The organism is Pseudomonas sp. NPDC089996, from assembly GCF_044748405.1.
Lineage (GTDB): Bacteria > Pseudomonadota > Gammaproteobacteria > Pseudomonadales > Pseudomonadaceae > Aquipseudomonas.
This window is the reverse complement of sequence record NZ_JBIVGA010000024.1, coordinates 28041-51667: the sequence shown is the minus strand read 5'-3', so window position 1 is coordinate 51667 and position 23627 is coordinate 28041. Positions and strand designations below refer to the sequence as shown.

Genomic DNA, 23627 nt, shown 5'->3' with positions numbered 1-23627 from the left:
GCGACACAAGGTCGCTCCCACATTGGCCGGCGTACGCAGGGCCTTTGTGGGGGCGGCCTTGTGTCGCGAAAGGGCCGCAAAGCGGCCCCAACTACCTCAGGCCAACTCTTCGGCCTGATCCTCACGCACAACCGCCTTCACCTCATCCAGCCGGCTGATGTACTTCCAGTCCGCCTCGTCGATGTAGATGCCATTCGGCCCGCTGCCACCTTCCAGGTCGATCGCCACGCGCGCCGACACCTGCGGCTTCACGCTCGCCAGAATCGGCACGAAGCCCAGCTGCAGGCTGGTTTCCAGCAGTGCCGCCTGGTTGCGCTCGTCGATGTCCGCCGCCTCGTCGAGGTAGTACGGCAGGCGAATGCGCCCGGCCAGGTCGCGGTCCATCAGGTGCAGCAACAGGTACATGTTGGTCAGCGCCTTGATGGTCATGGTGGTGCCGTTTGATGCCGCGCCGTCGATGTCGGCATGGATGATCGGCTGGCCGTTGACCTTGGTGATCTCGAACGCCAGCTCGAACAGGTCCTTCAGGCCCAGCTGGTTGTGGTTCGCCGCCACCAGCCGCGCCAGGTACTCCTTGGCCTCTTCGTTCTTGTTGTCCTGCTCGGCGCTCTGGGTCAGGTCGAACACCGACAGGGTTTCGCCTTCTTCGTACTGGCCGGCGCTGTGGATGATCTGGTCGATGTGCTTGAGCGCTTCCTTGTTCGGCGCCAGCACCACGCGGAAGCTTTCCAGGTTGGACACCTGGCGCTTGTTGATCTCGCGGTTGAACAGGGCCAGCTGGTGCTCAAGGCTGTCGTAGTCGCTGCGAATGTTGCGCAGGGTCCGAGCGATGTCGGTGACCGCGGCGCGGCGCGCCTTGGCCAAGGTCAGGGCCTCGTCGGTGCGGTGCGCATAGGCGTTCACCAGCAGCTGCAGGCGGCGCTCCATGTCGTCTTCGCTGTCGAACTTGGCCACGCCCTTGAGGCGCACCTGGGCGTACAGCGCCTCGATCTGGTTGTCGACCCGCTGCAGGGCCTGCCAGCTGTCCTGATAGTCGTTGAGCATCGGCAGCAGGTTGTCCATGGAGTCGTCGACCGCTTCCATGAACGGCGTGCCGAATGGCAGGTCGGCCGGCAGCAGCTGGCGGCGGCGCAGGGCGTCTTCCAGGGTGCGCTGCTTGGATTCCAGGTCGCCGATCTGGCGACCGACCAGCTGCAGCTTGGCCGACAGCTGCTGGACGCGCTCGGTGAAGGCGTCGCTGGAGCGCTTGAGCTCGTCCTGGGCAGCTTCCAGCTGCGCCAGTTGCTCCATCTTCTCGGGTTCTTCGGCGCTCAGGGTTTCGCTGCGGCGGTAGTCTTCCAGGGCCTTCTGGGCGTCCAGCACTTCCTGGTACAGGGCCTCGGTCTGCGCCTTGGAAGCGGTACGGTCGGCGGCGACCTGCTGCTGGGTCTTGAGCTGCTTGAGCTCCTTTTCCAGGCGTTCCTTCTGGTCGCGCAGTGCCGCGCGATCGGCCAAGGCCTGCAGGGCCGGCGGGTCGATATTGGAGAGGTCGATGGACAGGCCAGGGGCTTCGAAGCGTTCGCCCTTGAAGCCGTCGAGCACTGCCTCCAGCGATTTCACCCACAGGTCGCTGTCGTCCAGCTCGATGCCGCGGTCGCCCAGCGGCAGGCTGAACAATGCGCCGTTGAACAGACGCATCAGGCGGTCGACGTCCTGCTGCGAGAATTCTTCGCGCAGGCGGGCGTAGCTGTTGTTGTCGGCGTGGTCGAGCTGCTGCTTGACCTGCTTCAGGCGTTTTTCCAGGTCGCGCACGCGCTCGTCGAGGTCTTCGGCACTGAACTGGCGCGACTGGGCCAGGGCACCGGCCAGCTCGTCGTGGGCGTCCTTGGCGGCCAGCAGGCCCTGTTCCAGCACCTTGACGTCATCGACCAGGGCAAAGCGGTGCTTGAGCACCGACAGCTCGCCAAGCCAGCGCTGGATGCCGGTGATTTCACGCTCCAGGCGCATCAGCTCCTGGGTGCCGCCGCGCTGATCGTTCTGCAGGCGGTCCTGCTCGCCACGGAAGTGCTCGGCCTGGATCACCAGCTCTTCCTTGCGCGCCATGGCGTATTCCTGCCAGGTGCCCAGCAGGTTGTCGAGCAGTGGCGAAAGGCGGTGCAGCTTGCCGCGCAGGATGTCGCGCTGGGCCACGCCGCCGGCCAGGGCCTCGACCAAGGGGCCTGCGGCAACCAGGGCGTTGTAGTCCTGTTCCATGCGGCGCACGTCGCGGAAGGCTTCTTCGCAGGCGGCGATGTAGTCGACGCTGCCCGAGCGCAGGCTGTGCTCGAAGGCGTCGAGGAACAGCTGCTTGAGCTTGGCGGCGGTGATCTCGCGCATGTGCAGCAGGTTGATGAACAGTGCCCGGAAGGTTTTCAGGCTCTGTTCGCTGGTCGAACGCAGCGGGATCAGGGTCAGGTCCAGCGGGCACGAGGTGTGGCCGCCGACCAGCAGCCGGCGCAGTTCATCGGGCTTGAGCTCATAGGCCTTCAGGCCCAGGCGCTCGAGGTTGGTGAACAGCTCTTTCTGGCGCAGGCAGGTGTCGTTCTTCTGGTAGTGGGCCAGGTCCAGCTCGCCCTTGTAGGCAAAGAACTGGTGGCCGAAACCGCCGCCCGGGCCGCGGCCGACCACACCGATCACGTGCGGGCCGTGGGGCAGGTTCAGTTCGCAGAGGATGTACGAGGTGTCGCTGGCGAAGTAGAAGCGGCGCGACTGCTCCAGGCTGTACTTGCCGAAGCTCATGTCGGACATGCGCGCCAGGATCGGGAACTGCAGGGCGTTGATCGACGCCGACTTACCCAGGTTGTTGGCACCGTACACCGACAGCGGGTGCTCCAGCGGGAACAGGCCGAGGCTGTAGCCGGCGGTGTTGAGCAGTGCGAAGCGGCGGATGCCGTAGCGTTCCTGGCTCATGCGTCAATCTCCTGTTGCTCTTCGCGGATGGCCCGGGCCAGGGCGTCCTCTTCGCTCTCCTCGCCATCGAACGGGGTGAGATCGAGCGGGTCGTCGGTGCGGTTGAGTTGTTCCGGGCTTTCTTCTTCCACCAGTACCGGGGTCGGCAGCGGCAGGTCGCTGTGCAGGCTGGCGGCCAGGTCGCGGTCCTGCTGCACCGACAGGCACACGTCGAGGAAACGGTGCATCGGCGGCAGGAAGCGGTAGATGCCGCCTTCTTCATGGGCGAAGCCGAGCTGGGTCATGCGGCGCATGATCTTTTCTTCCAGCTCGTCCACGGTCTGCACTTCGGCCTGCAGGAACAGGTCGCGGTACTTGTCCAGCAGCGAGGGCAGCTCGTCGCGGCCGATGCTGCCGCCATCAAGCACGGCCATCGGGTCGCGGCCCTGGTCGGCCAGGTGCTCGACGATGATGAAGGTGAACAGCGACAGGCGCTGGGCGGTCTTGTTGACCTGCGCGGCGGCCTGCTCGGGGACGAAGTAATAGAAGCCGCGGGTATCGCACACCAGCTCGAAGCCCAAGGCCTTGAACAGGGTACGGTACTGGTCCTGGAAGTTCGACAGCTGGGCGTACATTTCAGGGTCGCGACGGCTGACGTGGAAGCCCTTGAACAGCTCGCGGAAGATCGGCGCGAGCTGGGACAGTTCGGAAAGATCAAGATGCATTGGCTGGGCTCGCGTTGGTTTCAGGTGGCGCTTCGCGGCTGGACGTCAGGGCGAACGAGCGCAGGCTGACCAGGTGTTCGTGGGTGGTGTACTCGCGCCGGTCCAGGCGCTCGCGCTTGAAGCGCTTCTCCCGCGACAGTCGCGAGAACCAGTACAGCAATTCGTCGGTGGCGCCTTCGGGCTCCTGGTCCAGCAGCCAGACCATCAGGTCTGGCAGCGGCAGGGCGTCTTCGCAGCGCTCGAGCATTTCTTTGACCGTGCGTGGCGCACGTGGCAGCGGGCCTTTCTGGGTCTTGTGCGCCTTGGGAAACTTGGCCGGCTTCGGCTCGAAGCGGGCCAGGGCATAGACGTAGGCCTCGACCTGGCTGGCGCTGCCGAGGAAGGTGCTCTGCGGGCGGGTGAACAGCGGCATGGCGGCTTGCGGCACGGCGTCGATGCCCTTGCGCCGGATCACCGACAGCGCCAGCGCGGCGCCGCGGGTCACGGCATTGTGCCGGCGCGCTTCCTCGCGCAGCGGCAGCAGCAGTTCGCGGGCGTGGCGCAGGGTCAGTTGAGCGCTGGTCTGCATCTCCAGGATGCGCGCGTGGGTGCGCAGCAGCATGTCGTCGTCGACCAGGTGGCCGAGGCGCGCCTGTTCGCCCAGCAGCTTCAGCAGCACGGTTTCGACCTTGCGCACGCCTTGCTCGAAGGCGCCGTCGGCGTTCACCAGCTGAATCATCGGCTCGACGTACTCGTCCCAGGTCGCCAGCACTTCGGCGTAACGCTGGCGCAGTGGGATCTGGCGGTTGCTGGTCTTGGCCCGTTCGGCCACGGCGACCAGCGCCTGCTCGTCGTTGTCGAGCTTCTTCAGTACGTCGCGCACGCGCATGTCGAGCAGGCGCAGTTGGCGCGCCAGGTCGTCGCTGTCACGGTTGTCGAAGGCGTCCTGGATGTGCCCGGCCAGGCGCTCCAGGTGGCGCAGGTAGGCCTCGATCTCCAGGCACAGGCCCAGCCGGTGCTCGCGGCGCAGGTAAGCGAGGAAGTCGTGGATCTGGGCGTTGAGCTCGAAACGGTTCGGGCTCTTGGCCACCGGCACCAGGATATCCAGGCGGATCCACACGTCGAGCAGCTGGGTGATGTCCTGCGGGGTGCTTTCCACCTGCTGGCGGCCCAGTTGCTGGCGCAGTTCGACCAGGCTCAGGGTGCCCTGGTCGAAACGCTCGCACAGCGGCTCGATCAGTGCCCAGTGTTCGGCTAGGGCGCGCAGGACGCGCTTGGGTTCGATCATTGGCGTCTACTCGTTGCCAAGTAAAAAGGGGGCGATTGTACTTCATCCAGGGGGGAGGATTTCACCCCTTGGTCTGTAATGAGCGATAACCTTGCCCCCGGTGAGGGTTTCGCCGACTCCTGTGGAAGCGGGTTCACCCGCGAAGAGGTCGGTACAGGCAACAAAAATCCGCCGACCAGTTGCAGCACAGCCCTGCCAACAACGTTAGAATGTGCGACGTTTCAAACCCCGGAACTCCGAGCCTTGCTGACCGAACCCCGCCGCCGCGCCTACCTTTCCGCCATGCAAGTGGTGCATTGGCTGCCGCGTGCCGAACTGCCGTTCGCCGCACCTTCGCGCCCCGAGCTGCTGTTGCCGCAAGCGCCGGTAGAGGACGTCGATTTCGAGATCAGGCCATCCGCGCCAGCGGCCAGCGATGCCCCGGCCGTGCCCCAGGCCCGCGCCGAGCGCCCGAAAATCGAAATCCCGCGCCCTGGCAGCACGCCCAAGGTCGCTGCCAAGCCCGCCGAAGCCGAGGAAGCTGCCCCAGCGCCACGCCCGGCCCCGGTACCGCCCCCGCGCTTCGCGCTGCAACTGCTGCGCGCCGGTAGCTGCCTGTTACTGGTCGAGCTGGCTACCGGGCAGCCCTTCCAGAGCCGCGATCCGTCCTATCTGCTGCTCAAGGACATGCTGCGCGCCGCCGGCCTGCCCGATGCGCCACAGATCATCGGCGAGCCGGTGCGCTGGCCGTTACTGGTGCGTGGCAACATGGATCAAGGGCCGGATGCCGCGCGTGATTTCGTCCAGGGCTTCATCCAGGCGCGCCTCGAAGAAGCCCCCTGCAGCGTGTTGTGGCTGATTGGCCTGCCGGCCTTGCGCCATGCCGCCAGCGCAGACGCTGAAGCCTATTACCAAGTACTGAAGGTCGCAGGCCTGGGCGATGCCTGGGCCCTGCCGGGCCTTGAACTGTTGATGGACGAGCCGCAGCGCAAGGCGGACGTCTGGCAAGCGATGCGCCAGCTGATGGCGCGCTGGAAGAGCGTTGAATGAGTGACTCGATCAGTTTCCGCCCGATGACCGAGGCGGATCTGGATGCCGTGCTTAAGATCGAATATGCCGCGTTCAGCCATCCCTGGACCCGCGGCATCTTTCAGGATGCGCTCAAGTCCTACGAAGTGTGGCTGATGTTCGATGGCCAGCAGCAGGTGGGGCACGGGGTGATCAACGTGATCATCGATGAAGCGCATCTGCTCAACATCACCGTCAAACCGGAGAACCAGGGCTGCGGCATGGGCCTGAAGCTGCTTGAGCACCTGATGGCGCGGGCCTATCAGCTCAATGGTCGTGAATGCTTCCTTGAGGTGCGGGCCAGTAATCAGTCGGCCTATCGCCTGTACGAGCGATATGGGTTCAATGAAATCGGTCGCCGTCGTGATTACTACCCAATTGCCGGGGGGCGTGAAGATGCGCTGGTGATGGCCTGCACACTGCTTGAGGACTAATCGTGCGGCTCGCTCGCATTACCAGTAGTCAGGCTTGATGGCTGGCCTTTTCTTGGTAGGAACCCGCTCCGGGAACTGATGAGCAGCAAGTTCTTCAGTCGTCACCAAATGCCGCATCCAATGTGAGTTGTTTTTGAGAGAGCCTGGCGTTGTTCGCTTCATGCCCTCTCTATGCGGCAGGATTACGCCGAGGCGCAAGTCAGGAAAGTCTTCTTTGATAGCTCCCAGGGCGGGTGTCATGTCCGTGTCGGCAGAAACCAGTACCAGCTGCTGGACCCGTTCCTGCGCAGGGAGGCTGGCTTGTCTGGAGGCGAGCCTGTACATGCTGATGGCGATGTGAACATCTGTCTCTTTTTCCTCAAGCTTCCAGATGGCCACCTGGTCGAGTCGTGAAGCCAGGCCGTAGAAGACGTTTATCCATCGACGAAGCAAGCGGTACGCAAGGCTTACATATCCCTGAAAACGAAAAAACCGGCACTAGGCCGGTTTTTTCACCCCAACTGCCGACGAACCAAATCATCGCGTACGGGGTTGAGTAGTGAAGTGATTATGCCACTGTAACCGAGCAGGTCAACGGGCATCTTCGGTCCGGATCGCAGTAGCGAAAGAATGATCACTCAAAATGGACCCTGGGTACCGTAAAGGTGCTCTTAAAGTGTATGTCTCAGGATTGCAGGAGACATTTTCTGTAACAGGTCACTCAAGATTGACCGGCTTGCGCAGGTCCCACAGCCCTCTGTTCATCTTTCCGGTATTGCACTTCGCCGCCGCCTGCTCCGGCGTGATAATGCGGTCTTGTGCATGCTTAACTCTTCGTAAGTGGCAACCAGATTGGCGGCCATGCGCAGATGGAGCAGGGAGCATGGGGATAAGAAGAGCGCGCGGGCTGCTGCTGGCTGCGGGTGTGCTGCTGAGCACCATGGCGGCGGCTGACGAGCGAGACGTGTGGATGTTCGCGCAGTGGGCCGGTGACCATCAGACCCGGCCGTTTCGCGAGATGCTGGTGGATGCGCGTCTGTATGGTGTGGTGCCTATCCATCAGCTGTTGCGTTCGGCGTCGGACTGGAAGCTGTGCCATGCCTCGCCTTTCGCTGTACCGCCTGTTGGCAACTGGCCGGCAGTACGTTCCACCCTGTCACTGATCAAGACCCTCGACGAGCAGGGCATCCTGCGCCAGTTCGAAGTGGTATCGGCCTATCGTGCTGCCGATCTCAACCGCTGCGCCGGCGGCGTCGTGGACAGTGCCCATACCCGCGCTTTCGCGGTCGATATCCTGCTGCCGGCCTGGGCCGATCCCAATCCGCTGTGCCGCTTCTGGCAGCAGAGCGGCCAGGCCTGGGGCATGGGCCTGGGGCGCTATCCGAGCGGGCGCATCCACCTCGATACGGCGGGTTATCGCACCTGGGGCGGTGATGGCAGCGCTGGCTCGTCGTTCTGCAGCAAGCCCAGGTGAGTGAGGCAGGCCTGGCTTTCAGTCATCACCCACTCTACGAAGCATTGGCGCTTGCCGCCGTCGTTCAACGGCAGTGGGCTGAGCAGGTGATAGGCAGAGCCATCGCGCAGGAAACCGAACGGCGCCTGCAGTTGGCCGCTGTCGAGTTCGTCGCGCACCATCAATGCCGAGGCGATGGCCAGGCCCAGTCCGGCGCCGGCGGCCTGTAGCGACAGGTAGAAGTGTTCGAAGTCGCTGCGCTCGCTGTGTGTGGCCTGCCGTCCGCTCAGGCGCAGCCAGGTGGGCCATGCACTGGCGCGGGTGCTGCTGTGCAGCAGGCGTTGGCCAGCGAGGTTGTCACTGCCGTGCCGGCTGACCGGGCCTATCCACTCGTCACAGATCTTCATGCTGTGCAGCGTCGGCGGCCAATGGAAGTCGTCGCGGCGTAGCGCCAGGTCGACCCCGCTGCGGGCGAAGTCCAGCGGGCCCCCGGCAGCCACCAGGTGCAATTGCAGGTCCGGGTGCGCGGCATGCCAGCGCGGCAAGCGCGGGATCAGCCAGCGCATGGCGATGGTCGGCTCGCAGGACACGACCAGTACATTGTCCCGTTGCTGCTGTTGCAGGCGCTGCACGGCGCCTTCGAGCTGTTCGAAGATCGCCTGGGTGGTGCCATGCAATGCGCGGCCGGCGGGGGTGAGGAAGATCGCCCGGTTGCGTCGCTCGAACAGTTCGACGCCCAAGCTTTCTTCGAGCAGGCGCACCTGGCGGCTGACGGCGCCGTGGGTGACATGCAGGCGCTCGGCGGCGCGCACGAAGCTTTCGGTTTCGCCGGCGATGTCGAAGTAGCGGAAGGCGGTGAGGGGTGGCAGTTTCATGAGCTTCTCTGTTGCCTGTTCCCGCCGCGAAGCGGTCGGAACAGCTTTGAAAATCTGTCAGGAAAACTATCAGATTTTCATCACTATAAATCGTTTTTTCCGCTTCATCAGGCATCTGATAATAAGTGCATCTGTGCTTTATCATCGTCCATCGAGGCCCTTTTCAGTGACTGAAATTATTGCTGTCGCCCTGTTCACCCTGTTGGCTGTCATCAGCCCTGGTGCCGACTTCGCCCTGGTAACCCGCAGCAGTTACGCACAAGGCCGCAAGGCCGGACTGGCAGCTGCAGTCGGAATTGCCCTGGGTGTGCAGGTGCATGTGCTGTACACGGTGTTGGGGATCGCGGTGGTCATCAGCCAGAGCCCGGCGCTGTTCCTGGCGATGAAGGTGCTCGGTGCGGGCTACCTGATCTACCTGGGCTACCAGTCGCTGACCAATACCGGGCGCATCAGCCTGGAGGGGGAGGTGGCGCAATCCGGGGTGCTGGCTGCACTGCGCACAGGCTTCGTGACCAATGCACTCAACCCCAAGACCATGCTGTTCGTCGTCAGTGCCTACACCCAGGTTGTGCAACCGGGCAGCGCGCTGCTGGTGGATTTCGCCTACGGGGCCTTCATGTCGTTCGCCCACTGGGCGTGGTTCAGCCTGGTGGCGCTGTTCTTTTCCAGTGAAGGGCTGCGAGTGTTGATGATCGCAAGGCAACGGCTGGTCGACCGGGTGATCGGTCTTGCCTTGATCGGCCTGGGCCTGGCCGTGGCAGTCGTGGGGGGGCGGTGAGGCGCGAGTCCTTTTCCGCAGGCAAAGAAAAAGGGCCTACCTTGCGGTAAGCCCTTTGACTTGTTTGGTGGCTACACAGGGACTTGAACCCCGGACCCCAGCATTATGAATGCTATGCTCTAACCAACTGAGCTATGTAGCCGATGGCGCGCATTATTCCCTTGTGAGGGACCTGTGTCAACACTCATTTCAAAAAAAATTTGCACGCTTTCAAAAACTTAGCGGCCAGGCCCGGTGCTAGCGGACGATCAGCCACTGCCCGAGCACGCCATACAGCTGCAAATGCTGCTCGGCAGCCAGTTGCTCCAGGGTTTCACCTGGGCGGTCGAGATTGAAGTTGCCACTTATACGTCGATAGGCGGTCTGTTCATCCATCAGCCAGACCCGGCGGCCCTGGTAGCCGGCCAGGCGTTCGATGACGTGCCCCAAGGGCATTTCACTGGCCCGAAGCTGGCCGTCGCGCCAGGCCTGCGCTGCCTTCACGTCGGCTTTCTGCACCGAGTTGATCCGCGCCTCGTTGAATGTCACCCGCTCACCCGCCGAAACCATGCGCTGATCCCCGCCCTGGATGACCATGGCCTTGCCATTGAGCACCACCAGTTCGTCGTGCTCTGCGTACCGCGCCACCATCAGGCGGGTACCGTACACCTGGATGCGGGCATCGTCGACCTTAACCTCCATGGCACGTCCGTCGAGCACCACCTCCAGGTACACCTGACCTTGTACCAGGTGCAATTGCCGCGTGCGCCCGCGCAGGTCGACGTTCATCGCGCTGGCGCTGTCCAGGTGCAACGTCGAACCGTCGGCCAGACGCACGCTGCGGCGCTCGCCCACATCAGTGGCCAGTTGGCTGGCCAGGCGTTGCATCAGCGGCCAGTAAAGGTAGGCAGAAGCACACAGCAGCAACAGGAACAACGCGGCCAGTACCTTGCCCAGGTTGCTGCGGCGGACCTTGAGCAAACGCGGCCGGAGCCGGGCCGGCGGCACCTGCAGTTGCTGCCAGCAAGCTTCCAGTTCGGCATAGGCGTGCGCGTTGCCAGGTTCCTGGCACCAGCGCGCGAATGCCTGGCGTTCGCCTTCATCGCAGCCGGGCTGGCGGAGGCGGGAAAACCACTCCAGCGCTTCCTGCTGAGGGTCGGCCTGAATCTGCGTGGCGGGCATCGGGCTCATGGGTGGATGTGCTCGCGTGAGGGCTGTTTCGCCCAACGATTACGGGAAGGTTTGGCAGGGGATGCTAAATATATTGAGAACCATTTACAAGTACGCGACGTCACCCCGATAAAAAAGGTAGCTATGTATCTATTTGTTTCCCGATAATCGGATCCCAAACCTGCGGACGGAATTGAAACCCATGGCCATCAGCAGCACCCCCACCGCCAGCACCGGTTCGGCGAACCCAGCCAATCCGCTGGTGATGCGCATTATCGGCTTCTGCGCCCTGGCGCACCTGATCAACGACCTCATCCAGTCGGTGCTGCCGGCGATCTACCCGATGCTCAAGGCCAATTACGACCTGAGTTTCGCCCAGATCGGCATGATCACCCTGACCTTCCAGATCACGGCATCGCTGCTGCAACCTTGGGTCGGCTTCTACACCGACCGCAGGCCGACGCCCAACCTGTTGCCGATGGGCACCCTGTGCACCCTGGTGGGAATCGTCATGCTGGCGTTCGTCGGCAGCTTCCCGATGATTCTGCTGGCCTCGGCGCTGGTTGGCATCGGTTCGTCGACCTTCCACCCGGAGACCTCGCGCATCGCCCGGCTGGCCTCGGGGGGGCGTTTCGGCCTGGCGCAGTCGACCTTCCAGGTGGGCGGCAACACCGGTTCTGCCTTCGGCCCGCTGCTGGCGGCGGCCATTGTCATTCCATTCGGCCAGACCCACGTGGCCTGGTTCGGCGTGGCGGCGCTGTTCTTCTTTGCCGTGACCCTGATGCTACGCCGCTGGTACAAGGAACACCTGAACCAGGCCAAGGCACGCAAGGCGGTACAGGCCACCCACGGCATCTCGCGCGGGCGGGTAATGGCGGCGCTGGTCGTGCTCGGGCTGCTGGTGTTCTCCAAGTACTTCTACATGGCCAGCTTCACCAGCTACTTCACTTTCTACCTGATCGAGAAGTTCGACCTGTCAGTGGCCAGTTCGCAGTTGCATCTGTTCCTGTTTCTAGGCGCGGTGGCGGCGGGTACCTTCTTTGGCGGGCCGATCGGTGACCGTATCGGGCGCAAGGCGGTGATCTGGTTCTCGATCCTGGGAGTGGCGCCGTTCACATTGGCGCTGCCGTATGCCGACCTGTTCTGGACCACCGTGCTCAGTGTGGTGATCGGCTTTATCCTGGCCTCGGCCTTTTCCGCGATCGTCGTCTATGCCCAGGAACTGGTGCCGGGCAGCGTGGGCATGATTGCCGGCGTGTTCTTCGGGCTGATGTTCGGTTTTGGCGGGATTGGTGCGGCGTTGCTGGGGTATCTGGCTGACCTGCGCGGTATCGAGTATGTGTATGGCTTGTGCTCGTTCCTGCCGCTGTTCGGCTTGTTGGCGGTGTTTCTGCCAAATACCGGTAAGCGTTGACATCGCCGGGGCTGCTTTGCAGCCCTTTCGCGGGCGTGCCCGCTCCCACAGGGGCCTCGCAGGGGCCTCCGGCAATTGACGATAGGGGCGGGCTTGGCCTAGAGTGCCGCCTCTTCTAAAACACCTGCGTAGTAGCCACAGCAATGCGCCGTACCCTGACTCTCCCACACACTCGCCAGCCTGCCCTTCAGGCCATGCGTCGTGCGTGGCCGAGCGATACGGTGCTCAAGCGTCGGCGCAGCGTGCTTTTCGCCTTCACTTTCTCGCCACACCAAGCCTGAACTGACCTCCCGCGCCCTTTGCGTCGTCCGCCTCTTCGGCGAGCGTGTGGGCGCCTGTATCTGCACGTCTTTTCAGTTTTGCCTGGAGTGGTACATGAACATGCGTTTGCTGGCGGGCCTTCTGTTCGCCGTGTCGGTGGTAGGCTTCAGCCTGGGAGCCAGCCTGCCGCTGGTGTCGTTGCGCTTGCACGAGGCCGGTGCCGGCACCCTGGAAATCGGCATCATCTCGGCCATCCCTGCTGCGGGGATGATGCTCTCGGCGTTCATGGTCGACGCCTGCTGCCGGCACCTGACGCGGCGCACCATCTACCTGCTGTGCTTCAGCCTGTGCACCGTGAGTATCGCGTTGCTGGACTCGGCGTTCGATTCGCTATGGCTGCTGGCCGTGCTGCGCCTGGGCCTGGGCATCGGCATGGGTATCGCGATCATCCTTGGTGAGTCGTGGGTCAATGAGCTGTGCCCGGACCACAACCGCGGCAAGATCATGGCCTTGTATGCCACCAGCTTCACCGGCTTCCAGGTGCTGGGCCCGGCGCTGATCGCACTGATTGGCGCCGACAGCCCGTGGATCATCCGTGTGGTCACCCTCGGCTATGGCCTGGCCCTGCTGTGCATCTTGCTGACCGTGCCCAACGACCATGCCGAGCATGGCGATGAGGGCGAAAAGAGCTTCGGCCTGGCGGGCTTCTTCCGCGTGGCGCCGGCGCTGTGCGTGGCGGTGCTGTTCTTCTCGTTCTTCGATGCCGTGGTGCTGTCGCTGTTGCCGGTGTATGCCAGCAGTCATGGTTTTGCCGTGGCCGTGGCGGCACTGATGGTCACCGTGGTGTTTGCCGGCGACATGGTGTTTCAGCTGCCCCTGGGCTGGCTGGCCGACCGTGTCGAGCGCACCGGGCTGCACCTGGTGTGCGGGCTGGTGGCGATGGCCATCGGCATAGCCCTGCCTTGGCTGCTGCAGGTGACCTGGCTGCTGTGGCCGATGCTGGTGCTGCTGGGCGCGGTGGCGGGCGGTATCTACACCCTGGCGCTGGTGCTGATCGGTCAGCGCTTCAAAGGGCAGGACCTGGTCACGGCGAATGCCAGCGTGGGTCTGTTGTGGGGTGTCGGCAGCCTGGTCGGGCCATTGGTGAGCGGGGCGGCGATGGATGTGGCGCCGCATGGGTTGCCGATGGCGCTGGCGGTGATGGCGGGGCTGTTCGTGTGCTTTGCTCGGCAGTCGTACCGGCGGGTCGGGAAGTTGCGGCCGGTTTCAGATTGAGGTTGCCTGTACCGGCCTCTTCGCGGGCACGCCCGCTCCCACAGGCCGGCGAAGAGGCCGGTTCAGGCAGTAGGGATCAGAAGGTCCCGCGCAGGGTCACCGAGACATTGCGCGGATCACCCCAGTAATACCCGGTCGGCGTCGGCGCCACCTGGCGGTAGTACTTGCGGTCGAAGATGTTGTTGGCATTGAGCTGCAACGAATAGTTGTCGTTGAAGCGGTAGTTGACCATCGCGTTGTACACCGCATAGCCCGACTGGCTCGCCTCGGCTCCCGGGTTGACCCCGCGTGCGTTGGTCGCAGCCCGTGAATAGATCGCGCTCTGCGCCTGCACGCCGCCGCCGATGGTCCAGGCATCGAGTTCGCCCGGCAACCGGTAGCTGGTGAACAGCTTGAGCAGGCGCTTGGGGTCGGTGGTGCGGATCGCATTGCCCTGGTTGGTCGGGTCGTTGAGGTACTCGGTGGTGTTGTAGGTGTAGCCGCCGGTCACGTTCCAGCCTGGCAGCACTTCACCCGACACTTCCAGTTCGAAGCCCTGGCTGCGGTTCTTGCCCGCGGCGATCTTGCAGTAGCCGGTGTTGCCGCCACAAGGCTGGCCGCTGGCGATGTCGTCGATGGCATTGCCCACCTGGTAGATGCGGAAGAACGCCAGCGAGGCGTTCAGGCGCCCGTCGTAGAACTCGCCCTTGATCCCGGTTTCGTAGGCTTCGCCCTCGACCGGCTTGAGCACCGAACCGCTGATATCGGTCGAGGTCTGCGGGTTGAAGATCTCGGTGTAGCTGGCATAGGTGCTGAAGTTGTCGTTGAGGTCGTAGATCAGCGCGGCGTACGGCACGATCTTGTTGTCGACGCTGAACTTGCCGCCGCTAGTGGTGTTGTTTTCCTGCTCGTAGTCGTACCAGTTGCTGCGCGCGCCAATGATTGCGGTGAGCGGGTCGGCCAGCGAGATGCGCCACGTGGCGTAGGCACCTTCCTGGGTAGTGCGGGTGCGCACCGGGTGGGCGGTGATGTCGATGTCAGGGTTGCCCAGGCTGCTCTTCGGGTCCCATTCACGGATGTCGAAAATGCCCGAGTTGACGAAGTTGGTGGCCGAAGCGTAGGAATCGTTGCGGATACGTTCGACGCCGAGCATCAGTTCGTGGCTACGGCCAAGCAGGTCGAACGGGCCGTTGAGGGTGGCGCTGAGGTTGTTCTGCAGGCTCTCGCCGCCATCGCCCTCGGTTACCTGGTAGCTCATCAGGTAAGGGTTGTTGGTGGGGTTGGCGCTACCGCTGGCACGGGTGAAGTAGGTCTGCTTGAAACCATTGTCGGCCAACTCGAAGTGGGTACGCTGGGCCATCAGCTTGAGCTTCCAGTCGTTGTCGAAGCGGTGCTCCAACTCGGCGAAGGTCTGCAGGTTGCTGCGGTTCCAGCGGTTCCAGTCGGCTCCCAGATAGGTGCTGCGCCCCAGCGGCAAAGGGGAGCCGTCGTAGTCGGCGGGCAGGTTACCCCAGGCGCCGGTGGCGTCGAGCTTGGTCCATTCCAGGCCTGTGGTCAGGGTGGTGCTTTCGTTCAGGTCGAAGGCCAGTACGCCGTAGAACACTTCCTTGCGCTCCTGGCGCCAATCCTGGAAGTGGTCCTTGTCATCGTGTACGGCAATCACCCGGCCTCGCACGTTACCCGTCTCGGTCAACGGGCCGGACAGGTCGGCAACGTAGCGCTGGGCATCCCAGGAGCCGAGGGTGACGCTGCCTTCGCCCTGGAATTCGTAAGTAGGGCGCTTGCGCACCAGGTTGACGGTGCCCGACGGGTTGCCGGCGCCGCGGATCATGCCGGTGGCGCCGCGCAGGATTTCGGCGCGGTCGATGATCGCCGAATCGCTCTGGATGAACGAACCGCCACCGCTGCTCTGCACCACGGTGGCGCCGTCATACTGGATGGCATCGATCGCGTAACCGCGCGAGTAGTACTGCACCCGCTCGCTGTCGGTCAGGTTTACCACCACGCCGGGGGTCTGCTCCAGCAGGCTGGTGAGGTTGGTGATGTTCTGGTCTTCGATGCGCTGGCGGGTAACCACGGTCACCGATTGAGGGGTACGGCGAAGGCTTTGTGCGGTCTTGCCGATGGTCACTGCGCCGGTGGTGTACGAGCCGCTGTGCTCGGTGGTCTCGCCCAGCCGGTTGCTGGAAATGCTGGTAGCCCCCAGCTCCAGCGCACCTCCGGCATCCAGGGCTGGAATCAGCAGGAAGCTGTTGTCACCTTCCTGTTGAACCTGCACATCGCTGCCCTGCAACAGGATCGACAACGCCCCGGCGCCATCATGGCGGCCCTGTACGCCACGGGTGGTCTTGCCTTGCAGGCTGGTGGCATCGAACGACAGGTTCAGGCCACCCTGGCGTGCCAGCTGGTCCAGTGCCGGTGCCAACGGGCCGGCCGGAATGTTCCAGTCGATCTGCTGCTGGCTGGCCGGCGCCGCCAGCGCCGTCAGCGGAAATGCCAGGCCAGTACCTATGCCAAGGCCGAACACGGCAGCGCGCACAGCCTGGCGCAGCTGCTGGTTGCGGGGGGAACTCGGGTGAATCATCGACCGCTCCTGAAGGTTTCGTAGACCACTTTTCGGGCTTTGTTCCTTCAGGCCGGACGAGAATGAGATTTCACCTCATTATTTTTCAAGAATTTTTCAGGCCGCGTCGATGCTGACCCAATAACGTGTGCGGTAGTCGACCCGCACCGGCAGGCTGCGCGCCAACAAGTGGAGGATGCGATCGGTGTCGCCCAGTTGGTAGGTGCCAGACACCTTCAGCCCTGCCACGTCTGGCGCACAGCGCAGCAAGCCTGAACGGTAGCGCGACAGTTCGGTGACGAACTCGCCGAGCGGCATCTGCTGCACGCTCAGCACGCCATCGGTCCAGCCCCAGGGGTCGCCATGCAGGCTGGCGGACTGGGAGTCACCGTTCGCCAGTACTTGCAGTGTCTCCCCGGCATGCACCAGGCGCGGTGAGGCGGAATAGGGGAGCAGCGTGACCTCGCCACGGCGCACGGCCAGTAGCAGCCCCTGCTCGTTTTCGCGCACCAGCAACTGGCCGTCGCGGGTACCCAGCGCGCCGAGGCGGGTATTGATGCGAAACGGACGATTGTCGCTGGCATTGCTGTCCAGGCTGACCTCGCCACGCACCAGGGTCAGCTCGCGCCGCTCGGCGCTGTAGCGCAGGTCGATGGCACTGGCGGTATTGAGCTGGATGCGGCTGCCATCACTGCCAAGCAAGCTGCGGCGTTCGCCGGTGGCCGTGCTGTCGTCGGCCATCAGCGCCGGCAGCCCCAGGGGCTCGCGAGCGGCCCAGCCGAGGCTGCCACCAACGGCCAGCACCGCCAGCAGCTTGAGGTGGTCACGACGGTTGATGCGCTGGCGCTGGCTGCCATCCAGGGTGCGCCGGCTCAGCGTGCCGGGCAGCCCGGCCAGCTCGTCACTGAGCCCGCTGACCCGCTGCCAGGCCTGGGCGTTCTGCGGGTGGCCGGCCAACCATTGCTGGAATTGCTGCTCGGTGAGCGGGCTGGGGGTGTCGAAGCGCAGTTTGACCAGCCACTCGATGGCCTGGTCGACCTGGGCTTGTGCAGGCGCGCGTTCAGAGCTCGGCATAGCGCAACCTGTAGCAGACGCCCAGGGCCTTGGCCAGGTCGCGCTCGACGGTGGCCCGCGACACCTCCAGGCGCAGCGCGATGTGCGGGATGCTCAGGCCATCGAGCTGGGCCATCAGGAAAGCCTGGCGGGTGCGCGGCTTGAGCTGGTAAAGCGCTCGGTCAAGGCGTTCGAGGGTGTCGAGGATAACCAGCCGGTGTTCCTCGCTGGGCACTTCGCCCTCGGGCAGCAGCGCCAGGCTTTCCTGATAGGCACGCTCCAGCGCACGGCGGCGGAACTGGTCGATCATTAACCCGCGGGCGATGCTGCTCAGGTAGGCGCGCGGCTCCTTCAGCGGCGACACCTGGCGCGCGCGCAGCAGGCGGACGAAGGTATCCTGCGCCAGGTCCGCTGCGTGTTCCTTGCAACCGACCCGGCTGCGCAGCCAGCCACGCAACCAGGCGTGATGGGACTGATAGAGCAGGGCGACCTCGGTCGGCTTGAGCGTGTCGTTGATCTGCATCGTATCGAAGGCCTGGTCCCGTGGTGCACGCATGATTGTGAATAGTTCTCAATTCTATGCGGGGATGCTGGCACGGAGCAATGGCATACCAGGAATTAGCGGCGCAAGATCCGGCGTTTGCCCGATGAACGGCTGGGCTAAGCTGGACCTGCCATGAACCTGCAGGAGTACTCGATGATCCTCGCCGACTCGTCCCCCGATGCCTATCGCGAAGCCACCGGTTACCTGGCCGTGCTGGACCCGGACTGGGCGCGACATGTAGCGGCCACCGGGCCGTGCCTGCACCGCACGACGCCTGGCCGCGAGCCTTACGAGGCACTGGTGCGGGCGATTGCCTATCAACAGCTGCATGCACGGGCCGCCGAGGCGATACTCGGGCGGTTGCTGGCGCTGTTCCCCGAACAGGCATTTCCGGCCCCGGAGCAACTGCTGGCAGTCAGCCCCGAGGTGATGCGCGGGTGTGGCTTTTCGGCGAGCAAGCTGGCGACCATTCAGGGCATCGCACAGGCCAGCCTGGAGGGTGTTGTCCCCAGTCGTGACGAGGCGTTGGGTTTATCGGACGATGCCTTGATCGAACGGCTGGTCGCCTTGCGTGGCGTCGGGCGCTGGACGGTGGAGATGCTGTTGATCTACAGCCTGGAGCGTTCGGACATACTGCCGGTGGACGATTTTGGCGTGCGCGAGGGGTATCGCCGGCTGAAAGGGCTGCAGAAGGCACCGACGCCCGCGCAGATGCGTTCGCTGGGCGGTGGCTGGAGTCCGTTCAGGACGGTGGCTGCCTGGTATCTGTGGCGGGCCTGACGTTGATTTTGTGGCATTGCTGGCCTCTTCGCGGGCACGCCCGCTCCCACAGGTACTGCACAGTGTTCGGGCCGGCTGCGATCCCTGTGGGAGCGGGCGTGCCCGCGAAGAGGCAGAAACAGATAGCCGAGGTAAACCACCATGAATGCATTCAAGACCGACACCCAACGCTGGCAAGCCGTACAGGCCCGCGACCCGTTCGCCGCCGGCCACTTCGTCTACGCCGTGCGCACCACCGGCGTGTACTGCCAACCCGGCTGCAAATCACGCATGGCCAAGCGCGAAAACGTCGAGTTCTTCAACGACGCCACCAGCGCCGAAGCTGCCGGCTATCGTGCCTGCCGTCGCTGCATGGCCAAGGCGGACGACCATCGGCGCGCCGATCTGGTCGCCCGCGCCTGCCGTCTGCTGGAAACCAGCGACACCCCGCCCGGCCTCGACCAGCTCGGTGCGGAGCTGGCCGTCAGCCCCTTCCACCTGCATCGCCTGTTCAAGGCTGAAACCGGCCTTACCCCCAAGGCTTACGCCAGTGCCTTCCGCGCTCGGCGCCTGCGCGAGCGGCTGGGCGACGGGCAAGGCTCGGTGACCGATGCCATCTACGACGCTGGCTACAACTCCAACAGCCGCTTCTATGAAAGCGCTGACCAGCGCCTGGGCATGCGCCCGCGCGAGTATCGTGCGGGCGGTGCCGGGGCGAGCATCCACTTCGCCATCGGCCAGTGTTCGCTGGGGGCGATTCTGGTGGCCCAGAGTGAGAAGGGGATCTGCGCGATTCTGCTGGGCGACGATCCGCAAGTGTTGCTCGAACAGTTGCAGAACCAGTTCCCCAAAGCCGACCTGATTGGTGGTGATTGCGCCTATGAACGGCTGGTCGCCGAAGTTGTTGGCTTTGTAGAAGCGCCTGCACTGGGCCTGGACCTGCCGCTTGACGTTCAGGGCACTGCCTTCCAGGAGCGTGTCTGGCAAGCCTTGCGTGAGGTGCCAGTGGGCAGCCAGGTCAGCTACACCGACATCGCCGAGCGCATCGGCGCGCCAAAGGCGGTGCGTGCCGTGGCCATGGCCTGCGCAGCCAACCACATTGCCGTGGCCATTCCGTGTCACCGAGTGGTACGCCGTGACGGTGACATCAGCGGCTATCGCTGGGGGGTGGAGCGCAAGCGGCAACTGCTGGCGCGAGAAACGGCACTCTCCTGATTGGCCGAAGCCGCGTAGAATCCACCGCCAAATCGATGTGTAAAGAGGAACATTCGATGAGGCGAGTCTGCCTTGCCCGATTCTACCTGGCGCTGATGGCCATGCTGCTGGCACTGGCCACGCCGGCCTGGTCGGCCCCGATTTCACCGGTGTCCAAGCTGGCCGCAGCGGAAATGCCGGTGCTCGACGAAAATGCCAGCTACGAGCAACTGTTCGATCGGCTCGACCAGATCCGCCAGGGCGTCACCAGCAATGCCAACGATGACCTGCTGTCGCAGTTGCGCCTGTCGGCCGTGCAGGTGCAGCGCCAGGCCGACGCCCTGACGGCATTGCGCACCGCCGACGTGGAGAAGATCAACGACAAGCTCAACGTGCTCGGCCCGGTTCAACCGGACGAAGCTGAAAGCCTGACCCTTCAGCGCAAGCAGCTCGATGCCGAAAAGAAGGCCCTGGTCACGCAACAGGACCAGGCGGCCAAGTTGACCCAGTCGGCGCGGGACTTGTCCACGCAGATCGTCAACCTGCGCCGCAGCCAGTTCAACTCGCAGATCCTCAGCCGCGCTGCAACGCCGCTGAGTCCGGCGTTCTGGTCGAGCCTCATTCGCCCCACCGAGGACGACGTGGCGCGCCTGCGCGACCTGCGTGGCGAAGCCAGCGATGCCCTGAGCAGTGCATTCAGCGCCGAGCATCGCTGGTTCTTCATCGGCAGCGTGGTGGCCGCGTTCCTGGTGTGGATCTGGGTGCGACGGGTGATCGAGCGCCTGCTGGCCAGCATCATGGTGCATCGCCTGCCGGAAGGGCGCCTGCGTCGCAGTGCCCTGGCCCTGGGCGTGAGCCTGGCCACCCTGGGCACCATCGCAGGCTCGGTATCGCTGCTGCGCTGGGGCCTGGAAAGCAGCGCCGAGCTGGGCTCGGACATCGCCAGCCTGACCAATCATTTCCTCACCCTGGTGGTGTTCAGCGCCTTCATCACTGGCCTTGGCCGCGCCATGCTGATGCTGCAACGGCCGTCCTGGCGCCTGCCGCCGATTCATGACGAAGTGGCCAACGCACTGGGCTGGTTCCCCAAGCTGTTGGCCCTGGCGTTGATGGTCATGCTGACCATGGAGCGCATCAATAGCGTAATTGGCACCAGCCTGGCGCTGACCGTGGCCACCAACGGCCTGACCGCGCTCGTGGTGGCGGCGATCTTTGCGACGGCGCTGGTGCGTTACCGCCGCACGCTACGCAAGCACAAACTGGATCGCCCGACTGGCTTGGCCGGGCTCATCCCGTTCGTGATCGTGGTGTGGGTCGGGCTGATCGTGCTGGCGCTGCTGGCCGGCTACCTGACCCTGGCCTACTTCCTCACTGCCAAGCTGCTGTGGATCAGTGTGGTGGCCGTGTGCGCGTATCTGCTGACCACGTTCCTGGCCGATCTCTGCGAAACCCTGTTGTCACCGCGCCAGCCGGGCGGCCTGGCGCTGGCCTCGACCCTGGGGCTGGCACCACGGCACCAGGCCCAGGCCAGCACCATCCTGGTCGGCATCAGCCGCACGGTACTGCTGTTCCTGGCGGTGATGCTGGCGCTGATGCCCTCGGGCACCAGCCCTGGCGAGCTGCTGCTGAGCCTGGGGGACTGGGATGGGACGGGTGGCAAGCTGCTCGGCAACCTCAACATCGTGCCGCAGGACATCCTGCTGGCGGTGGCAATCTTCTTCGGCGGCCTGTTCGGCATTCGGGTCGTCAAGCGCTGGCTGAGCGAGCGCTTGCTGCCGGAAACCGACATGGACGCAGGGATGCGAGCCTCGCTGGTGACCTTGGTCGGTTACCTCGGCTTCCTGTTCCTGGCCATGCTGGTGATGTCGACCCTGCGCATCAACCTGACCAGCCTGACCTGGGTGGTCAGTGCGCTGTCGGTCGGTATCGGTTTCGGCTTGCAGCAGATCGTGCAGAACTTCATTTCCGGCCTGATCCTGCTTACCGAGCGACCGGTCAAGGTGGGCGACTGGGTGAGCCTAGCGGGTGTCGAGGGCGACATTCGCCGGATCAACGTGCGCGCCACCGAGATCCAGATGTCCGACCGCTCCACGGTGATCGTGCCCAACTCGCAGTTCATCTCGCAGAACGTGCGTAACGTGACCATGGGCAATGCCCTGGGTGTGGTCAGCATCACCCTGACGTTGCCGCTGGAGACCGATGCCAATCATGTACGTGACCTGCTGCTGGCGGCTTACCACGAGCATGAAGCGGTACTCGATGCGCCAGCCTGCTCGGTGACCTTCAAGGACCTGACTTCAGCAGGCATGGTCATTGGTGTGAGCGGCTATGTGGCGGGGCCGCGGCAGGTGTCGGGCGCCCGCAGCGACTTGCTGTTCACTATCCTGGGGCGCTTGCGCGATGAAGGCATACCGCTGTCATCGCCGCAGAGCATGGTGCTGGTGCAGGAAGGCTCCCGCCCGGCCGATGAATCGGTGTGAGGGCCTTCGCGGGTCAAGCCCACTCCTACAGGGATTGCAAAAGCCTGTAGGAACTGGCTTGCCCCGCGAATGGGCTGCAAAGCAGCCCCCGCCTCAATGCTGCTTGGCCTGCCGGATACGCAGCAAGATCACCAACAGCACCAGCAGCACCGGCGGCGCCATGCCCAGCAGTGCATCCCGCGCCGTCAGCCCGAGCCCCAGCACATTCAGCCCGCCATACAGCAGCTTGAACAGGTTCAGCAGGTAGTAGGTGATGGCGATGATCGACAGCCCCTCCACCGCCCGCTGGATCTTCACCTGGGCATCGGCGCGGGCATTGAGGCTGTGCAAGATCCCTGCATTCTGCTCTTCCATCTCCACCTGCACCCGCGCCTGCAGCAGGTCGCCCAGGTTGGCGACATTCTTCGCCAGTTGTTCCAGGCGCTGTTCGGTCGCCGCGCAATAGCGCACGGTCGGTTTGAACCGGCGCTCGATGAACACCCCCAGGCGCTGGCAATCACCCACATGGCTCTCGCGCAATTCACCGAGGCGTTCGAACACCAGCTGCGCATAGGCCTGGGTGGCACCGAAGCGGTGGCGGGTCTTCACCGTGCGGCTGACCACCTGCCGCGACAGGTGGGCAATCGCTTCGAGCAGAGCCTTGGAATCGTGGCCATCACCGCCGGCGCTGCGTTCTGACAGTTGCACCAGGGTCTTGTCGAAGGCATCCAGCTCCTGGCTGAGGGTCTTGGCCGTGGTCAGGGTCAGCGACGCCATCATGCGATAGGTTTCAATTTCCAGCAGGCGGCGGATCATCCGGCCCTGGCGGTAGGCGTTGAGGCGACGGTTGATGAACAGGAAGCGGTTGGTGCCATCATCGGTCAGGCGGAAGTCGCTCCACACCGTCGCATCGCCACCGCCGACGCAGGAGCCGCACGGGTCCTTGAAACCGTAGTGGGGCAGGTCGAGGTGCTGTTCGTCGCGCACCAGCACCTGCACGGCATTGATCACCTGCGCTGCCTGGGGTGCGATGGCTTCGGCCAGCACCGGCGGTAGCGGCTGCCATTGGGCGTCGGCGGCTGAGCAGGGCACCACCAGGGTCAACGTGAAGAATTCGGTGTGTCGTTCCCATTTGAAGGGGTGGCCATCCAGGCGAGTGATGCCCTGGGCGGCGTCGGCGTCGACCGCCTCCGGGCAGCAGCGTTGCAGCAGTGCGGCGCACGCGGCATCGCCGCCGAGCAGGGCCAGGTGGAAGACATGCGCCGGGCCGTCGAAGTACAGCGACGGGCGGGCGTGCAACTCGTTATGCAAGGCGGTGCGTTGAGGGTGCATGGTGGTCCGGCCTGGTGTTGTGATTGTTGGGGGTACCAGGGAGTGGGACTTTGCGGGGGGAGGGGAAAGTCACGCGGATAATGTACATCACTGATTGATTCAGCACCGACTGTGGGAGCGGGCGTGCCCGCGAACACCGGCGTAGCCGGTGCCAGCCAGCGTGTTGGATTCTTCGCGGGC

18 protein-coding genes, 1 tRNA gene and 1 pseudogene are annotated in these 23627 nt (G+C 64.2%); 9 read left to right on the top strand and 11 right to left on the bottom strand.

Annotation, left to right across the window (positions count from 1 at the left end; genetic code table 11):
• Positions 1-96: 96 nt before the first annotated feature.
• Genes mksF through mksB form a run of 3 tightly spaced genes read right to left on the bottom strand, consistent with a single transcriptional unit; the run spans position 97 to position 4899 of the window.
• The gene (mksF, locus tag ACIPW4_RS26225; protein ID WP_400663303.1) at positions 97-2928 is read right to left on the bottom strand and encodes an Mks condensin complex protein MksF; all 2832 of its coding nucleotides are present in this window, start codon (positions 2926-2928) and stop codon (positions 97-99) included.
• Positions 2925-3632, bottom strand: a complete 708-nt coding sequence (mksE, locus tag ACIPW4_RS26220) for an Mks condensin complex protein MksE (protein ID WP_027918273.1) — start codon at positions 3630-3632, stop codon at positions 2925-2927. The genes mksF and mksE overlap by 4 nt, the downstream gene beginning before the upstream one ends.
• Positions 3622-4899, bottom strand: a complete 1278-nt coding sequence (mksB, locus tag ACIPW4_RS26215) for an Mks condensin complex protein MksB (RefSeq protein WP_400663300.1) — start codon at positions 4897-4899, stop codon at positions 3622-3624. The genes mksE and mksB overlap by 11 nt, the downstream gene beginning before the upstream one ends.
• A gap of 243 nt (positions 4900-5142) precedes the next feature.
• Here mksB and ACIPW4_RS26210 point away from each other — a divergent pair, with 243 nt between their 5' ends.
• Positions 5143-5928: an energy transducer TonB gene (locus tag ACIPW4_RS26210; protein WP_400663297.1), complete on the top strand. Its 786-nt coding sequence runs from the start codon at positions 5143-5145 to the stop codon at positions 5926-5928.
• On the top strand, positions 5925-6380 hold the full coding sequence (rimI, locus tag ACIPW4_RS26205) for a ribosomal protein S18-alanine N-acetyltransferase (RefSeq protein WP_400663294.1): 456 nt from the start codon (positions 5925-5927) through the stop codon (positions 6378-6380). The genes ACIPW4_RS26210 and rimI overlap by 4 nt, the downstream gene beginning before the upstream one ends.
• Before the next feature lie 18 nt (positions 6381-6398).
• Here rimI and ACIPW4_RS26200 read toward each other — a convergent pair.
• Positions 6399-6776 (bottom strand): annotated as a pseudogene (locus ACIPW4_RS26200) (NYN domain-containing protein); the annotation flags it as partial.
• A gap of 466 nt (positions 6777-7242) precedes the next feature.
• On the opposite strand from ACIPW4_RS26200, the gene ACIPW4_RS26195 reads away from it, so the two are divergent.
• Positions 7243-7833 (top strand): D-Ala-D-Ala carboxypeptidase family metallohydrolase, encoded by a 591-nt coding sequence (locus ACIPW4_RS26195; RefSeq protein WP_400663291.1) that lies wholly within the window; start codon positions 7243-7245, stop codon positions 7831-7833.
• Here ACIPW4_RS26195 and ACIPW4_RS26190 read toward each other — a convergent pair.
• Positions 7773-8687: a LysR substrate-binding domain-containing protein gene (locus ACIPW4_RS26190; protein ID WP_400663288.1), complete on the bottom strand. Its 915-nt coding sequence runs from the start codon at positions 8685-8687 to the stop codon at positions 7773-7775. The two genes, ACIPW4_RS26195 and ACIPW4_RS26190, sit on opposite strands and share 61 nt — an antisense overlap.
• A gap of 166 nt (positions 8688-8853) precedes the next feature.
• On the opposite strand from ACIPW4_RS26190, the gene ACIPW4_RS26185 reads away from it, so the two are divergent.
• On the top strand, positions 8854-9465 hold the full coding sequence (locus ACIPW4_RS26185) for a LysE family translocator (RefSeq protein ID WP_400663285.1): 612 nt from the start codon (positions 8854-8856) through the stop codon (positions 9463-9465).
• Between the two features lie 65 nt (positions 9466-9530).
• Here the strand turns inward: ACIPW4_RS26185 and ACIPW4_RS26180 are convergent.
• Together ACIPW4_RS26180 and ACIPW4_RS26175 are read right to left on the bottom strand one after the other, a co-directional pair.
• A tRNA-Met gene (locus tag ACIPW4_RS26180) sits at positions 9531-9607 on the bottom strand.
• 95 nt (positions 9608-9702) lie between these two features.
• A complete protein-coding gene (locus ACIPW4_RS26175; protein WP_400663282.1) occupies positions 9703-10635 on the bottom strand; it encodes a FecR family protein in 933 nt (310 codons plus the stop codon).
• 181 nt (positions 10636-10816) lie between these two features.
• Between ACIPW4_RS26175 and ACIPW4_RS26170 the strand changes: the two genes are divergently transcribed.
• Positions 10817-12028 (top strand): MFS transporter, encoded by a 1212-nt coding sequence (locus ACIPW4_RS26170; RefSeq protein WP_400663279.1) that lies wholly within the window; start codon positions 10817-10819, stop codon positions 12026-12028.
• 375 nt (positions 12029-12403) lie between these two features.
• The gene (locus ACIPW4_RS26165) at positions 12404-13564 is read left to right on the top strand and encodes an MFS transporter (protein ID WP_400663276.1); all 1161 of its coding nucleotides are present in this window, start codon (positions 12404-12406) and stop codon (positions 13562-13564) included.
• A gap of 76 nt (positions 13565-13640) precedes the next feature.
• On the opposite strand, the gene ACIPW4_RS26160 is transcribed toward ACIPW4_RS26165, so the two are convergent.
• The 3 genes from ACIPW4_RS26160 to ACIPW4_RS26150 all read right to left on the bottom strand — a co-directional run bounded on the left by ACIPW4_RS26160 (position 13641) and on the right by ACIPW4_RS26150 (position 17682).
• Positions 13641-16127, bottom strand: coding sequence for a TonB-dependent siderophore receptor (locus ACIPW4_RS26160; protein ID WP_400663274.1), 2487 nt, complete (start codon positions 16125-16127; stop codon positions 13641-13643).
• A 96-nt stretch (positions 16128-16223) separates the two neighbouring features.
• Positions 16224-17180, bottom strand: coding sequence for a FecR domain-containing protein (locus tag ACIPW4_RS26155; protein WP_400663271.1), 957 nt, complete (start codon positions 17178-17180; stop codon positions 16224-16226).
• Positions 17167-17682, bottom strand: coding sequence for a sigma-70 family RNA polymerase sigma factor (locus tag ACIPW4_RS26150; RefSeq protein WP_400663345.1), 516 nt, complete (start codon positions 17680-17682; stop codon positions 17167-17169). The genes ACIPW4_RS26155 and ACIPW4_RS26150 overlap by 14 nt, the downstream gene beginning before the upstream one ends.
• A gap of 174 nt (positions 17683-17856) precedes the next feature.
• Between ACIPW4_RS26150 and ACIPW4_RS26145 the strand changes: the two genes are divergently transcribed.
• The 3 genes from ACIPW4_RS26145 (at position 17857) to ACIPW4_RS26135 (ending at position 22136) form a co-directional block, all read left to right on the top strand.
• The gene (locus tag ACIPW4_RS26145) at positions 17857-18483 is read left to right on the top strand and encodes a DNA-3-methyladenine glycosylase family protein (protein WP_400663342.1); all 627 of its coding nucleotides are present in this window, start codon (positions 17857-17859) and stop codon (positions 18481-18483) included.
• A gap of 141 nt (positions 18484-18624) precedes the next feature.
• A complete protein-coding gene (gene ada, locus ACIPW4_RS26140) occupies positions 18625-19677 on the top strand; it encodes a bifunctional DNA-binding transcriptional regulator/O6-methylguanine-DNA methyltransferase Ada (protein WP_400663268.1) in 1053 nt (350 codons plus the stop codon).
• A gap of 56 nt (positions 19678-19733) precedes the next feature.
• A complete protein-coding gene (locus ACIPW4_RS26135; RefSeq protein ID WP_400663265.1) occupies positions 19734-22136 on the top strand; it encodes a DUF3772 domain-containing protein in 2403 nt (800 codons plus the stop codon).
• Positions 22137-22229: 93 nt separating this feature from the next.
• Here ACIPW4_RS26135 and ACIPW4_RS26130 read toward each other — a convergent pair whose 3' ends face one another.
• A complete protein-coding gene (locus ACIPW4_RS26130; RefSeq protein WP_400663262.1) occupies positions 22230-23447 on the bottom strand; it encodes a DUF3422 domain-containing protein in 1218 nt (405 codons plus the stop codon).
• Between the last annotated feature and the right edge of the window lie 180 nt (positions 23448-23627).